Annotated in this window: 13 protein-coding genes and 4 tRNA genes; 7 read left to right on the top strand and 10 right to left on the bottom strand. The window is 60.9% G+C overall.

Features of this window, described 5'->3' with window-relative positions; translation table 11 throughout:
- Positions 1 to 175: 175 nt before the first annotated feature.
- From NPS47_RS22100 to NPS47_RS22080, 5 genes are all read left to right on the top strand, one after another.
- Positions 176 to 841: a hypothetical protein gene (locus NPS47_RS22100; protein ID WP_274296886.1), complete on the top strand. Its 666-nt coding sequence runs from the start codon at positions 176 to 178 to the stop codon at positions 839 to 841.
- A gap of 57 nt (positions 842 to 898) precedes the next feature.
- Entirely contained in the window at positions 899 to 1,951 is a 1,053-nt protein-coding gene (locus NPS47_RS22095; RefSeq protein ID WP_274296885.1) for an MBL fold metallo-hydrolase, read from the top strand.
- A gap of 10 nt (positions 1,952 to 1,961) precedes the next feature.
- On the top strand, positions 1,962 to 2,591 hold the full coding sequence (locus NPS47_RS22090) for a DUF1780 domain-containing protein (protein ID WP_038606917.1): 630 nt from the start codon (positions 1,962 to 1,964) through the stop codon (positions 2,589 to 2,591).
- Between the two features lie 168 nt (positions 2,592 to 2,759).
- Positions 2,760 to 2,933, top strand: a complete 174-nt coding sequence (locus NPS47_RS22085) for a DUF3094 family protein (protein WP_107024999.1) — start codon at positions 2,760 to 2,762, stop codon at positions 2,931 to 2,933.
- An 84-nt stretch (positions 2,934 to 3,017) separates the two neighbouring features.
- On the top strand, positions 3,018 to 4,313 hold the full coding sequence (locus NPS47_RS22080) for an NAD(P)/FAD-dependent oxidoreductase (RefSeq protein ID WP_038606912.1): 1,296 nt from the start codon (positions 3,018 to 3,020) through the stop codon (positions 4,311 to 4,313).
- 94 nt (positions 4,314 to 4,407) lie between these two features.
- On the opposite strand, the gene NPS47_RS22075 is transcribed toward NPS47_RS22080, so the two are convergent.
- The 8 genes from NPS47_RS22075 to rluD all read right to left on the bottom strand — a co-directional run bounded on the left by NPS47_RS22075 (position 4,408) and on the right by rluD (position 10,137).
- The gene (locus NPS47_RS22075; RefSeq protein ID WP_274296884.1) at positions 4,408 to 4,929 is read right to left on the bottom strand and encodes a dihydrofolate reductase family protein; all 522 of its coding nucleotides are present in this window, start codon (positions 4,927 to 4,929) and stop codon (positions 4,408 to 4,410) included.
- Positions 4,930 to 5,033: 104 nt separating this feature from the next.
- Positions 5,034 to 5,110, bottom strand: a tRNA-Pro gene (locus tag NPS47_RS22070).
- A gap of 98 nt (positions 5,111 to 5,208) precedes the next feature.
- A tRNA-Lys gene (locus NPS47_RS22065) sits at positions 5,209 to 5,284 on the bottom strand.
- 5 nt (positions 5,285 to 5,289) lie between these two features.
- A tRNA-Pro gene (locus tag NPS47_RS22060) sits at positions 5,290 to 5,366 on the bottom strand.
- Between the two features lie 10 nt (positions 5,367 to 5,376).
- Positions 5,377 to 5,452 (bottom strand) — tRNA-Asn (locus NPS47_RS22055).
- A 295-nt stretch (positions 5,453 to 5,747) separates the two neighbouring features.
- Entirely contained in the window at positions 5,748 to 8,312 is a 2,565-nt protein-coding gene (clpB, locus tag NPS47_RS22050) for an ATP-dependent chaperone ClpB (protein ID WP_274296883.1), read from the bottom strand.
- 125 nt (positions 8,313 to 8,437) lie between these two features.
- Positions 8,438 to 9,178, bottom strand: coding sequence for a peptidoglycan editing factor PgeF (pgeF, locus tag NPS47_RS22045; protein WP_274296882.1), 741 nt, complete (start codon positions 9,176 to 9,178; stop codon positions 8,438 to 8,440).
- On the bottom strand, positions 9,175 to 10,137 hold the full coding sequence (gene rluD / locus NPS47_RS22040; RefSeq protein ID WP_038606900.1) for a 23S rRNA pseudouridine(1911/1915/1917) synthase RluD: 963 nt from the start codon (positions 10,135 to 10,137) through the stop codon (positions 9,175 to 9,177). The genes pgeF and rluD overlap by 4 nt, the downstream gene beginning before the upstream one ends.
- 150 nt (positions 10,138 to 10,287) lie before the next feature.
- On the opposite strand from rluD, the gene NPS47_RS22035 reads away from it, so the two are divergent.
- Both NPS47_RS22035 and NPS47_RS22030 read left to right on the top strand, forming a co-directional pair.
- The gene (locus NPS47_RS22035; RefSeq protein ID WP_274296881.1) at positions 10,288 to 11,304 is read left to right on the top strand and encodes an outer membrane protein assembly factor BamD; all 1,017 of its coding nucleotides are present in this window, start codon (positions 10,288 to 10,290) and stop codon (positions 11,302 to 11,304) included.
- A 93-nt stretch (positions 11,305 to 11,397) separates the two neighbouring features.
- On the top strand, positions 11,398 to 11,628 hold the full coding sequence (locus NPS47_RS22030; protein WP_274296880.1) for a PP0621 family protein: 231 nt from the start codon (positions 11,398 to 11,400) through the stop codon (positions 11,626 to 11,628).
- 78 nt (positions 11,629 to 11,706) lie between these two features.
- On the opposite strand, the gene thiO is transcribed toward NPS47_RS22030, so the two are convergent.
- Positions 11,707 to 12,810: a glycine oxidase ThiO gene (thiO, locus tag NPS47_RS22025; protein WP_274296879.1), complete on the bottom strand. Its 1,104-nt coding sequence runs from the start codon at positions 12,808 to 12,810 to the stop codon at positions 11,707 to 11,709.
- A 37-nt stretch (positions 12,811 to 12,847) separates the two neighbouring features.
- Complete coding sequence (locus NPS47_RS22020) at positions 12,848 to 13,255, bottom strand: type IV pilin protein (RefSeq protein WP_274296878.1); 408 nt, start codon at positions 13,253 to 13,255, stop codon at positions 12,848 to 12,850.
- Positions 13,256 to 13,262: the final 7 nt, after the last annotated feature.

Raw genomic sequence — 13,262 nt, 5'->3', positions numbered from 1 at the left:
CGCAAGCTACGCCTCAGACCGCTTGCGTGGGTAATGTGATACCTCCCGGTGGGAGCGGGCTTGCCCCGCGATAGCATTCCCACTGTCACATCGCATCGCGGGGCAAGCCCGCTCCCACCGGATTCGGCTATGCTCAAACGCAAGCGACACTGGCGCTCCTGAAACGGAGTGAGTCATGCCCAAACCTCTCGTTACAGCCCTCATGGTGATTGCCCTGGCAATACTGCTGGGCCAGCCGCTGCCCGCCTCGGCGGCGAACTATGAAACCTTGTGCAAGGTAAAGGACGGCAGCGCCAGCGATGCCGCGACCTTCTGGTTCGACACACGCTCGCTCTGCGCCTACTCCGGCATGCAGGTTCATCAAGGCCGCACCTATCAGGTGAAGTTGCAGGTGCCTGATCAGTGGCGCTGGAGTGACAAATATATTCCAGCCAACCCCGGCGGCTACGAATGTCCGCCGAAGTTTCCCGCTTCGTGGGTAACCGCCCTCTCAACGTCTCTACGTCGGCACCCCGATCAACCCTGGTTTCAGACCATGGCGCGTATCGGCACCAGCGGCGACGACAGTTACGCGCTGCCTATCAATCCGGAAAAAACATTACCGAAAGGCTACTGCGATCCTGGACCGACGATCGAGGAGTGGCCCAAAGCGTGGCGCTGCCCGCCTGATGCCGTGGCGGTGGAAGGCGGCCGAATCTTCAACAGCAGTTTTACCGCGCGCAGCGACGGCCCGCTGTTCTTCTACGTGAACGACGTGGGTGGCGGATCGGTTTTGGGGGATCTGCTCTACCGCAATAACCAGGGATGCGCGCGCGTCACCATCACCGAATCACCACAGTAACGCCTCTGCCTTGGTGCTGAACGCGAGCATGGAGGGTGTGCAATGCGCTGGATGCTGATGGTGCTGGTGCTGCTGACGGCCGGGTGTCCGCAGGACCTGAGTGAGCTCGGCCCGATAAAACCATCGGACGAGCACAAACTGGCAAAACCAAAACTGGAGTTTTTCGGTGTGGCGGGGTTTCTGCTGCGCTGGCGTGATGAAGCGGTGGTGTTCGACCCTTTTTTCAGCCGCCCTTCCCTGCCCCAGCTGCTCTGGCTCACGCCCGATGTCAAAAGAATCAACAAAGGCATGCCCAGAACCCCGGAAGCGACCATGCTGCTGGTCGGTCACGCCCACTACGATCATCTGCTCGATGTGGCCTGGGTTTTGAACCATAAAACCCCGAACGCGACCTTCTATGGCTCACGCACTGCCGGGCATATCTTGCGCGCCGAAGTCGGTGCGGAGCGTGAATTCGAAGATGCCGAGAAGAAAATGGCCTGGCTCCCCGGCCCCAACGGACCACGTCCGATTGCCCGGGAAGATGGCTGGTTCAAATCGAAAAAAGGCACTATCCGGGCCATGCCGATTCAGAGCAGCCACGCGCCCAACGCCACACACATTGACCTGATGGGCGGCAGTTACCAACAAGACCTGAAAACGTTGCCCAAGAGCTTCCGCAACTGGAAGGAAGGCCAGACCCTGGCCTGGCTGGTGGACCTGCTGGATGAAAACGGCGAAATCGCCTACCGCATTCACTATCAGGACAGTTCAAGCGACGCGCCTTATGGATTTCCTCCCGATCTTGGCGATGGCAGGGGTATCGATGTCGCGATCCTGCCGGTGGCGTCGTGGATTCAAGTCAAAAGATATCCACAGGCGCTGATCGAATTGACTCAACCGCGGCTGGTCGTACTGTGCCATTGGGAGGACTTTTTCGGCGGCGACCCGCAGGACCCCAAAGTGCTACGCGGCGAAAAAGACGTACACGCCCTGTACCGGATCGTGCGCACCGCATTGCCGAAAGCATCACAGATCGTCGTGCCCAGACCGTTCAGCGAAATCGCTCTGCCACCGCGTAACCCACGCTCGGTTAACGACTTTATTTCTGTAGACACAATTGAACGCTAAGCTTGTCCCCATGGACGACTCAGACTACTTGCGCCTGCTAACCATTCAGGCCGAACAAGCCAATGCGTTTCTTTCCAATGCCCGTAAATGGGAACGTGAGCGTTGGGTGTGCCAGCGCCTGCTGCAAGGCCTGAACATTCCTTATCGCAGCGAGGACTTCACTCCCGCCGGCCAGGAGCCGCCTGACGTATTGTTTCGCGATGCGGCGTTTGAAGTGTTTTTCGTCCTCGACGAAGGCCGTCGGCTCAACGACGAGTGGCGCGAAGAGCTGCAACGGCGGCGCAGTGCCTTTTCCCTGAGCCAGCTGGTGCGGCGTGAAGCCCGGCCACGACGGATCAGTGCCCAGGAGCTGCTGCAGCGTCTGGCGCCGACCTTGCGGAAAAAATCGCACAACTACCAGGAACGCGGGCTCGACCTGAGCGAACTGGACATCATCGCCTTCGCCAGCCTCAAGCGCGAAGTGCTCGACCTCAACAGCCACTTCCCGCCGCCCACCGAGTACCTGCGCCAGGGCTGGCGCTCATTGTCGCTGGTCGGCCCGACCTTCGCCCGGGTGTTGTTCGCCCACCCGGATGCGCCGGACTTTCTGCGTGGCAACCTGGGCCGCAGCATTGTTTTCGATGTTGGCATCAGCCTCTGAGCTGGCCCCCTGCCAACGCGTAATGGCATAAATTGCGCGGCGGTGATACAAAGCGCAATCATTCGTCATAATGACCGCCGCGTGACTGCGCCATGGGCCTTGTTCAAACAACTACAGTGAACCCTGTAGCTTCCCTTCAGTCACATGCGTCTACCTGACGAGGCCCTCATGACCAGCCGCCTGAACCCCGAAGACCAACGTCGTGTCGATCAATACCTGCAAGCTCCCCAGCATCAAGTCGAGCGCAAGCCTTTCCGGCCGTGGCTGCTCCTTTGTATGGTGGTGCTGGTGACTGTTGGCCTGGGCCTGTTGAGCCGCCTCTTGAGTAACCTGGTGCTATGAGCTGCCTTGCGCTCGCCCGAACCGCCCGCCCCGAGCGGCCGATGACGCTCGAACAGAATTCCGTAAACCTTATGAGATATCCCCATGACTCACCGTATTGTGATTGTCGGCGGCGGCGCCGGCGGCCTGGAACTGGCGACCCGCCTGGGTAAAACCCTGGGCAAGAAGGGCAGCGCCAGCATTACCCTGGTCGACGCCAACCTGACGCACATCTGGAAGCCCTTGCTGCACGAAGTCGCCGCCGGCTCGCTGAACTCCTCGGAAGACGAACTGAACTACGTGGCCCAGGCCAAGTGGAATCACTTCCAGTTCCAGCTCGGGCGCATGAGTGGCCTGGACCGCGAGAGCAAACAGATCCAGCTGGCCGCCACCCTCGACGAAGAGGGCCGCGAGCTGCTGCCTGCGCGTACTCTGGGCTACGACACCCTGGTGATCGCCGTGGGCAGCAACACCAACGACTTCGGTACGCTGGGTGCGGCGCAGAACTGCCTGTTCCTTGATACCCGCAAGCAGGCCGAGCGTTTCCATCAGCAGCTGCTCAACCATTACCTGCGCGCCCATGCCGGCGATCAGGCCAATGAAACCATCAGCGTGGCGATTGTCGGTGCCGGTGCCACCGGTGTGGAACTGGCTGCCGAACTGCATCACGCCGCGCACGAGCTGGCGGCGTATGGCCTGGATCGCATCCAGCCCAAGGACATGCACATCACCCTGATCGAAGCGGGCCCGCGGGTACTGCCGGCGTTGCCGGAGCGTATCAGCGTGCCGGTGCACCAGACCCTGGAAAAGCTCGGGGTGACGGTGATGACCAATGCCTCGGTCAGTGAAGTGACGGCAACCGAGCTGAAAACCAGCAATGGCGACGTGATCCCGGCCAGCCTGAAAGTCTGGGCCGCTGGTATTCGGGCGCCGGGCTTCCTCAAGGACATCGACGGCCTGGAGACCAACCGGATCAACCAGCTGGTGGTTCGCCCTACCCTGCAGACCACACTGGACGACGACATTTTCGCCTTTGGTGATTGCGCTGCCTGCCCGCAGCCGGGCAGCGACCGCAACGTACCGCCACGGGCCCAGGCCGCGCACCAGCAGGCCTCGATGCTGGCCAAATCGTTGAAGGCGCGCCTGGAAGGCAAACCCCTGCCGACTTACGCCTACCGCGATTACGGCTCCCTGGTATCGCTGTCGCGCTTCTCGGCGGTGGGTAACCTGATGGGTAACCTGACCGGTAGCGTGATGCTCGAAGGCTGGTTGGCGCGGATGTTCTACGTGTCGTTGTACCGCATGCACCAGATGGCGCTATACGGCACATTCCGTACCTTGATGCTGATGTTGGGTAGCCGCATCGGCCGTGGCACCGAGCCGCGCCTGAAGCTGCACTGACATCATCGCTGGCAAGGCCAGCTCCCACAGGTCAGTGTGAACACCGGACATGTGGGAGCCGGCATTGCCGGCGATGGGCTGCAAAGCAGCCCTATTAACGAAGTACCCGATAGGTACTCTGCACAAAACCGTTCTCGAAGGTGGTGCTGCGCACATGCTGCAGCTTCACATCCCCCGCCAAGGCCCCGAACAGGGGGATCCCGCTGCCCAGCAACACCGGAATCCGGGTGATGGTCAGCTCATCCACCCGCCCCTCACGCAAGAAGCTCTGCACCACCTGACCACCATCGAGGTACAGGCTCCTGGCGCCTGTGTCGCGCAAATGCTCAAGCAGCTCGGCAATCGGCCCGGGATGCACTTCGACCCCCTGCGCCTGGCCCAGGGTAGTGCTCAACACCACCACGCGCTTGTGCGGATAGGGCCAGTCACCAAAGGTCAGTACTTTTTCGTAGGTGTTGCGCCCCATGACCAGGGTATCGACCGACGCCATGTAAGCGGCGTAGCCGTGGTCGTCGCTGGAACTGGTGGCAACCATCAACCAGTCCAGCTCGCCGCTTGCACGGGCGATGAAGCCATCGAGGCTGGTGGCGATGTATACGGAGGCTTTGAGGGTCATGGGGCAGCTCCCTTGCAGAATATTGGCGGATAGTAGCAGGCAATATTCAGGGCTGCAGAAACGAAAAAAGGGCACCTTTTGCAAGGTGCCCTTTTCTCTGAATATGGTCGGGGTAAGGGGATTCGAACTCCTGACATCCTGCTCCCAAAGCAGGCGCGCTACCGGACTGCGCTATACCCCGGTAAAAAAAAGGCACCAACTAAGGCGCCTTTTTTACGGCTGGACGCTAATGGCAATCCAACCTTTTAAGATTTGAACCCAGCGTACCGGCTTCAAAAATGGTGGGTCGTGTAGGATTCGAACCTACGACCAATTGGTTAAAAGCCAACTGCTCTACCAACTGAGCTAACGACCCAAAAATGGTCGGGGTAAGGGGATTCGAACTCCTGACATCCTGCTCCCAAAGCAGGCGCGCTACCGGACTGCGCTATACCCCGGTTTGAAATTTGGCTCCGCGACCAGGACTCGAACCTGGGACCCAATGATTAACAGTCATTTGCTCTACCGACTGAGCTATCGCGGAACTATCAATTTCAAGTACTGCAATTTCGAAAACTGTATCACTACCGCTTCGAACCCTTCGACCTTGTGCATCGCTGCGTTCATGTCTCTGAGGCGCGCTATTCTACAACCTTCAAAACCCTTGTCAACCCCTAATTTGCATTCAACTTACTGATTTGCAACTTTTTTTCAGATTCCCGATTTTGCTGGAAACCTGCGGGGCGACATACAGCGGGGCGCACTTTACAAGCACTCGAGAAAAAATGCAAAGAAAAAAGGCCTCGAATTTCGAGGCCTTAGCGTAACCACCCGAAAAATCAGGCGAAGACGATTTCCTCGCCCTCGACCTTGGCGGTAATCCCGGTGCCTGGCAGGAACTTGCCAGCCAGGATCAGCTGCGCCAACGGGTTCTCGATCCAGCGCTGAATCGCCCGTTTCAACGGCCGTGCGCCATAGACCGGGTCGTAACCGACGGCGATCAGTTTATCCAGCGCTTCGTCGCTCAGCTCCAGGCTCAGGTCGCGCTCAGCCAGACGGCTGCGCAGACGGCCCAACTGGATCTGGGTGATGCCAGCGATCTGATCGCGGCCCAGCGGCTCGAACACCACCACTTCGTCGATACGGTTGATGAACTCTGGGCGGAAATGCGCACCCACCGCGTCCATCACCGCAGCCCGTTGCGCTTCGCGATCACCGACCAGGTCCTGGATCTGTGCCGAACCGAGGTTGGAGGTCATCACGATCACGGTATTACGGAAATCCACCGTGCGTCCGTGGCTGTCGGTCAGGCGACCGTCTTCAAGCACCTGCAGCAACACGTTGAACACATCCGGGTGGGCCTTTTCAACCTCGTCGAGCAGCACCACGGCATACGGTTTGCGCCGTACCGCTTCGGTCAGGTAACCGCCCTCCTCGTAACCGACGTAGCCCGGTGGCGCACCGATCAGACGGGCCACGGAGTGTTTCTCCATGAACTCGGACATGTCGATACGTACCATCGCCTCTTCGGTGTCGAACAGGAACTCGGCCAGGGCTTTACACAGCTCGGTCTTACCTACCCCGGTCGGGCCGAGGAACAGGAACGAGCCACTTGGCCGGTTTGGGTCGGACAAGCCGGCGCGCGAACGACGAACGGCGTTGGAGACCGCAACCACTGCCTCTTCCTGACCGATCACACGCTGGTGCAGCAGGCTTTCCATCTTCAGCAGTTTTTCCCGCTCGCCTTCAAGCATCTTGGCAACCGGAATACCGGTCCACTTGGAGACGACTTCAGCGATTTCCTCTTCGGTCACCTTGTTACGCAGCAGCTGGTTCTCGGCCTTGCCATGCTGGTCGACCATCTGCAGGCTGCGCTCCAGGTCCGGGATCACCCCGTACTGCAGCTCGGCCATGCGGCTGAGGTCGCCTTTGCGCCGTGCGGTTTCCAGCTCCTGGCGCGACTGCTCGATTTTCTGCTGGATCTGCGCAGAGCCCTGCACTTCGGCTTTTTCCGAGGTCCAGACTTCTTCCAGGTCAGCGTATTCACGCTCCAGCCGGGCAATCTCTTCGGTCAGCTTTTCCAGACGCTTGATAGCGGCTTCGTCTTCTTCTTTCTTCAGCGCCTGGGATTCAACCTTCAGTTGAATCAGGCGGCGCTCCAGGCGATCGAGCACTTCCGGCTTGGAGTCGATCTCCATACGAATGCGGCTGGCCGCTTCGTCCACCAGGTCGATGGCCTTGTCCGGCAGCTGCCGGTCAGTAATGTAGCGATGGCTGAGCTTGGCCGCGGCAATGATCGCGCCGTCGGTGATCGCCACCTTGTGGTGCACCTCGTAACGCTCTTTGAGGCCACGCAGGATGGCGATGGTGTCTTCCTCGCTCGGCTCCTCTACCAGTACTTTCTGGAAGCGCCGCTCCAGGGCCGCGTCTTTCTCGATGTACTGGCGGTACTCGTTCAGGGTCGTGGCACCGACGCAGTGCAGCTCACCGCGGGCCAGGGCCGGCTTGAGCATGTTGCCGGCGTCCATAGAGCCTTCACCTTTACCGGCGCCGACCATGGTGTGCAGTTCGTCGATGAACAGAATGATCTGCCCTTCCTGCTTGGACAGCTCATTGAGCAGCGCTTTGAGGCGCTCCTCGAACTCACCGCGGAACTTGGCACCGGCAATCAGTGCGCCCATGTCCAGCGACAGCAGACGCTTGCCTTTGAGGCCATCCGGCACTTCGCCGTTGATGATGCGCTGGGCCAGGCCTTCGGCGATGGCGGTTTTACCCACGCCAGGCTCACCGATCAGCACCGGGTTGTTCTTGGTCCGGCGCTGCAGCACCTGAATGGTCCGGCGGATTTCGTCGTCACGGCCAATCACCGGATCGAGCTTGCCGTCTTCGGCACGCTTGGTCAGGTCGACGGTGTACTTGTCCAGGGCCTGACGCGACTCCTCGGCGTTCGGGTCGTTGACTGCCTCACCGCCACGCAGGTTGCTGATGGCGTTTTCCAGGGCTTTCTTGGTCACGCCCTGGCTCAGCAGCAATTTGCCCAGCTTGCTGTTCTCGTCCATGGCGGCGAGCAGCACCAGTTCACTGGAGATGAACTGGTCGCCCTTCTGCTGGGCCAGGCGGTCGGCCTGGTTGAGCAGGCGCGCCAGGTCCTGCGACATGTTCACGTCGCCGGTCGGGTTCTGGATTTTCGGCAGTTGGTCGAGCTCTTTGCTCAACGCCTTGCGCAGGCTGTTGACGTCAAAGCCGACCTGCATCAGCAGCGGCTTGATCGAACCACCTTGCTGATCGATCAACGCTTGCAGCAGGTGCGCAGGCTCGATGGCGGGATGGTCCATACCAACGGCCAGGGATTGGGAGTCGGATAACGCCAGCTGTAATTTGCTGGTCAAACGGTCTATTCGCATAAGTTACCTTCCTTTTATGGGCAGGCCGGAGCGATGGACACACCTGATGAAGATAAACCTGCCTGAGATACCCCATTAGATGAGGGTGATTCTGGCGGATTCAAGCTTAGCGGGGTTGATTCAGGTCAGCGCGGGGCCAGCCAGATCAATGAGGCGAAGCGCCCACCTTGCGGGGTGCGCCGATAAGAATAGAAGCGAGGATCGCTGACGGTGCACAAACCACCGCCATACACCGCATTTACGCCACGAGCGGCCAGACGCAGGCGCGCCAGGGTATAGATGTCGGCCATCAGTTTATCCGGGCGTGCACCGGGCACAAAAGCCTGGGCAGTTTCCGGATGAACGGTCGTGAAGGCATCGCGCACTTCCAGACCGACTTCGAAGGCTTGCGGGCCGATCGCCGGGCCCAACCACACCAGCACCTCTTCTGGCAGCAGGTTCAGGCGGTCAAGGGTGGCTTCGATAACCCCGCTGGCCAGACCGCGCCAACCGGCATGGGCTGCCGCGACACGGGTACCGGCACGGTCGCAGAACAGCAACGGCAGGCAATCGGCGGTCATCACCGTACAGGCGATGCCTGGGGTGGCGGTCCAGCTGGCGTCGGCTTCGGCGATTACGCTCGGCTCGGCATCTGCCACCACCACACCGTGCACCTGCTTGAGCCAGGCCGGCTGGATGCCGAACTCGGCGGTCAGGCGCCGACGGTTCTCGGTCACCGCATCCGGCGCATCGCCGACATGGTCACCGAGGTTAAAGCTTTCATAAGGCGGCAGGCTGACCCCGCCAGAACGGGTGGTGACGCACGCGCGAACCGCGGCTGGCGCAGGCCAGTCCGGGATCAGCAGGGCGTGCGTCAGCGCACTCATCCGACGAACGCCTCGCGGTCCTGCTTGAGCAGCGACAGCAGCCAGACGAAATCGTCCGGCAGCGACGACTCCCAGCCCATGCGCTCGCCGGTCACCGGGTGATCCAGCTCCAGGAAGCGCGCATGCAGGGCCTGACGCGGGAAGGTCTTGAGCGCTTCGACCATGGTCTGGCTGGCGGCTGGCGGAATACGGAAGCGACCGCCGTAGACCGGATCACCGACCAACGGGAAGTTCACATGAGCCATGTGCACGCGAATCTGGTGGGTACGCCCGGTTTCCAGCTTGACCCGCACATGGGTATGCGAACGGAAGCGCTCCAGCACACGGTAGTGGCTGACAGCCGGCTTGCCGCCTTCGGTCACCGCCATGCGCTGACGTTGCCCGCCATGACGGCCGATCGGGGCGTTGATCTTGCCACCGGCGGTGACGACACCGATCACGATGCATTCATAGATGCGGCTGACACTGCGGCTTTGCAACTGGGCGACCAGCTGGGTCTGCGCCTGGATGGTCTTGGCCACCACCATCAGACCGGTGGTGTCCTTGTCCAGGCGGTGGACGATGCCGGCGCGCGGGACGTTGATGATGTCCGGCACGTGGTGCAGCAGCGCGTTGAGCAGGGTGCCATCGGCGTGGCCCGCAGCCGGGTGAACCACCAGCCCGGCGGGCTTGTTGATCACCAGGATGTGGTCGTCTTCATAGACGATATCCAGTTCGATGTCCTGGGCCACCCACTCGCCCTGGGCTTCCTGCTCGGCCTCAAGGGCCAGCAGCGAGCCGCCGTGGACGATATCGCGCGGACGCAGGACGGCGCCATCGACCGTCAGGCGCCCCTCCTTGATCCAGGTGGAAAGGCGCGAGCGCGAGTGCTCAGCGAACAATTGGGCGGCGACTTGGTCGAGGCGTTGCCCGCCCAATTCGGACGGCACCTCTGCGCTAAGTTGAATGATCTCGGACATGCTCGAATCAGCGGGCGGCACAGCCTTTGGTTTCGACTGCACGCTTGTGGTTAAATACGACGTCTTTTGCCCCGCAAGTTTCATCGGGGTGCTCATCATAACAGGACGGCCACGCCCAAGACAGCGGCCGTCATAGGGACGCAAGCCGCCATGCAAGTGAAACACCTGCTGCTGATCGCCATCCTCGGACTGACCGCTGCTTGTTCTTCGAAGGAAGTCGTCGACGAAAACCTGAGCGAAGCCGAGCTGTACCAGCAGGCGCAGGCCGATCTGGACAACCACAGCTACACCAGCGCCACCAGCAAGCTCAAAGCGCTGGAATCGCGCTATCCGTTCGGCCGCTATGCCGATCAGGCCCAGCTCGAGCTGATCTACGCGAACTACAAGAACGCCGAGCCAGAAGCCGCCAAATCGGCCGCCGAGCGTTTCATTCGCTTGCACCCTCAGCACCCGAACGTCGACTACGCCTACTACCTCAAGGGCCTGACCTCCTTCGATCAGGACCGTGGCCTGCTGGCGCGCTTTCTGCCGCTGGACATGACCAAGCGTGACCCGGGTGCTGCCCGCGACTCGTACAACGAGTTCGCCCAGCTGACCAGCCGCTTCCCCAACAGCCGTTACTCGCCCGATGCCAAGCAGCGCATGATCTACCTGCGCAACCTGCTGGCGTCCTACGAAATCCACGTCGCCGACTACTACCTGAGCCGTCAGGCCTATGTCGCCGCCGCCAACCGTGGCCGCTACGTGGTCGAGAACTTCCAGGAAACTCCATCGGTCGGCGACGGCCTGGCGGTGATGACCGAAGCCTACATGCGTCTGCACTTGGACGAACTGGCCGCTACCAGCCTGGAAACCCTCAAGCTCAACTACCCGGATCACCCGAGCCTGGTCGACGGCCAGTTCCAGCCCAAGCAGGATGAAGCCGACAACCGCTCCTGGCTGTCCAAGGCTACCCTCGGTCTGATCGAGACCGAAGCACCGCTGCCGCCGGGCGAAACCCGCGCCAACCAGGACGTGATCAAGCAGTATGAAGACGCCAAGGAAGCGATTCCGGCCGAACTGCTGCCAGAGAACAGCGACGCCGTCGAAGAAGAGCAACACGAAGCGGAAGGCAACAACGACGACCGCTCCTGGTTCAGCTACATGACCTTTGGCGTGTTCGACTGATCGATCATGCAACAGATAAAGGGAGGCCAAGGCCTCCCTTTTTTCATGCCCGAGCCCTAGACTAAAGGCTCTTCACTGATAAAGCTGGACACCATGGTTCGCCTACTTTTCTGGATCGCCCTGATTGCCGCCGCTTTCTGGCTGTGGCGCAAGTTCAAGGCCAGCAACGCTGCCAAGCCCGACAACAGCCTCGAAGACCCGTTGAAAATGGTGCGCTGCGCCCATTGCGGCGTGCACCTGCCCAATGACCGCGCCCTGCGTCTGGGCAGCCAGTGGTATTGCAGCCAGGCGCATCTGGAGCAAGGGCCCGGCGATCAGCGCTGAATCAGCCGTTTTATCGCGGGGCAAGCCCGCTCCCACCGAGCCTCTCTCTGTGGGAGCGGGCTTGCCCCGCGATGTCCCCTACTCCCTGACCAACCGCCCTGCCGGCGCATAAGGCCGTGGATCGATGATCGGTTCACGGCCCAGCAACAGATCGGCAAACAGCTGGCAAGACGCCGGCGCCAGCACCAGGCCATTGCGGTAATGCCCGCAGTTCAGCCACAAACCTTCCCAGCCCGGCACTTCACCTATATAGGGAATGCCCTCGGGCGAACCCGGACGCAAACCCGCCCAATGGCCAACCGGCGTGGCGTCGGCCAGCGCCGGGAGCAACTCGATGGCTGAAGCCTTGAGGCTTTCCAGGGCCTCGGCGGTCGGGGTCTTGTCGTATCCGGCATGCTCCAGGGTACTGCCCACCAGAATATGACCATCGCGCCGCGGGATCGCATAACGCCCCTTGGCCAACACCATGCTTGGCAGGAAATCTTCGGCGCACTTGAACAGAATCATCTGCCCTTTGACCGGCTCGACTGGCAGCTCCAGACCCAAGGGGCGCAGCAGATCGCCACTCCAGGCGCCAGCAGTCAGTACGACACGATCACCGGCAATTACACCGTCAACAGTCTCGACACCGGTGATTCGTCCGCCGTCCTGGCTGAATCCAGTGATTTCACAATGCTCGCGAATACTCACATTCGGCATCGCCTGCAGCGCCGCCTTGAGCGATTTGACCAGGCGCGGGTTACGCACGTTGGCCACGCCGGCCATGTAGATCGCCCGGTGGAAACCCGCGCCCAGTACTGGCACAGCGTCGTAGGCCGCCGAGATATCCACTGCACTCAATGGCCGCCCTTCCCGCTCGGCCCAGGCCAGGGCCTCGGCTTCGTCATCCAGATCCAGCCAGTACAGGCCGGTGGTATGCACCTCGGGATCGACCCCGGTACTGGCAAACAGACGCTCGCCCAGCTGTGGATAAAAATCCTGCGACCAGTGCGCCAAGGCCGTCACTGCCGGGCTGTAGCGCCAGGGGTAAAGCGGCGACACAATGCCACCACCGGCCCAGGACGATTCCTGCCCCAGCTCACCGCGATCGCACAGCACCACCTGCTCGACCTCGGCCGCCAGGTTGAACGCCGTCAGCAGGCCGATCACTCCGCCGCCGACTATCACTACTTGCTTGGTCATCTATCGATCCAACTTCTGAAGTAAATCGCGAAAGGCTTCAGCCACCCCAGCAACCACTGCCGGCATCCCCGATGCTCTCGGGATTGCCGCGCACACCCGTCTGCTCAAGCACATAGTCACCACACGGATCAGCCTTCATCAGGCCACCAGGGAGACGTCGTGCCAGCAGGGTGAAAGACTCCTTGTCGCGTACCGCTTGCAAACGATAGTGAGCGGTCCCGCTCGCCAGTGGCGTCACCAGCGTTTCATCATCGCTGTACTGACCTGCACGTGAGTAATGGCGCTCCAGCTGCTGCGCACTGGCGAACAGCAAGCCGACAATTTCCGTGCGTGCAGCTTTTCTGATCTGGTCGTTGTAACCGGGGTAGGCAATGCCCGCCAGAATGCCGACCACGGCGATGACAATCAACAGTTCGATCAGGCTCAATCCTTTCTGCGGCTTCATTCACCTG

Origin of the sequence: Pseudomonas putida, from assembly GCF_028682475.1 — a bacterium.
Classification (GTDB): domain Bacteria; phylum Pseudomonadota; class Gammaproteobacteria; order Pseudomonadales; family Pseudomonadaceae; genus Aquipseudomonas; species Aquipseudomonas putida_AG.
Note: the sequence above shows the minus strand (reverse complement) of the source record. Positions and strands in the feature narration are given on the sequence as shown.

What these genes read in the sequence shown, in the direction of transcription:
- pgeF (WP_274296882.1), bottom strand. Translation starts at nt 9,178, where the DNA reads ATGAGTGCGCTGACGCACGCCCTGCTGATCCCGGACTGGCCTGCGCCA.
- rluD (WP_038606900.1), bottom strand. Translation starts at nt 10,137, where the DNA reads ATGTCCGAGATCATTCAACTTAGCGCAGAGGTGCCGTCCGAATTGGGC.
- NPS47_RS22080 (WP_038606912.1), top strand. Translation starts at nt 3,018, where the DNA reads ATGACTCACCGTATTGTGATTGTCGGCGGCGGCGCCGGCGGCCTGGAA.
- NPS47_RS22090 (WP_038606917.1), top strand. Translation starts at nt 1,962, where the DNA reads ATGGACGACTCAGACTACTTGCGCCTGCTAACCATTCAGGCCGAACAA.
- NPS47_RS22020 (WP_274296878.1), bottom strand. Translation starts at nt 13,255, where the DNA reads ATGAAGCCGCAGAAAGGATTGAGCCTGATCGAACTGTTGATTGTCATC.
- NPS47_RS22100 (WP_274296886.1), top strand. Translation starts at nt 176, where the DNA reads ATGCCCAAACCTCTCGTTACAGCCCTCATGGTGATTGCCCTGGCAATA.
- NPS47_RS22030 (WP_274296880.1), top strand. Translation starts at nt 11,398, where the DNA reads ATGGTTCGCCTACTTTTCTGGATCGCCCTGATTGCCGCCGCTTTCTGG.
- NPS47_RS22095 (WP_274296885.1), top strand. Translation starts at nt 899, where the DNA reads ATGGTGCTGGTGCTGCTGACGGCCGGGTGTCCGCAGGACCTGAGTGAG.
- NPS47_RS22075 (WP_274296884.1), bottom strand. Translation starts at nt 4,929, where the DNA reads ATGACCCTCAAAGCCTCCGTATACATCGCCACCAGCCTCGATGGCTTC.
- NPS47_RS22035 (WP_274296881.1), top strand. Translation starts at nt 10,288, where the DNA reads ATGCAAGTGAAACACCTGCTGCTGATCGCCATCCTCGGACTGACCGCT.
- thiO (WP_274296879.1), bottom strand. Translation starts at nt 12,810, where the DNA reads ATGACCAAGCAAGTAGTGATAGTCGGCGGCGGAGTGATCGGCCTGCTG.
- clpB (WP_274296883.1), bottom strand. Translation starts at nt 8,312, where the DNA reads ATGCGAATAGACCGTTTGACCAGCAAATTACAGCTGGCGTTATCCGAC.
- NPS47_RS22085 (WP_107024999.1), top strand. Translation starts at nt 2,760, where the DNA reads ATGACCAGCCGCCTGAACCCCGAAGACCAACGTCGTGTCGATCAATAC.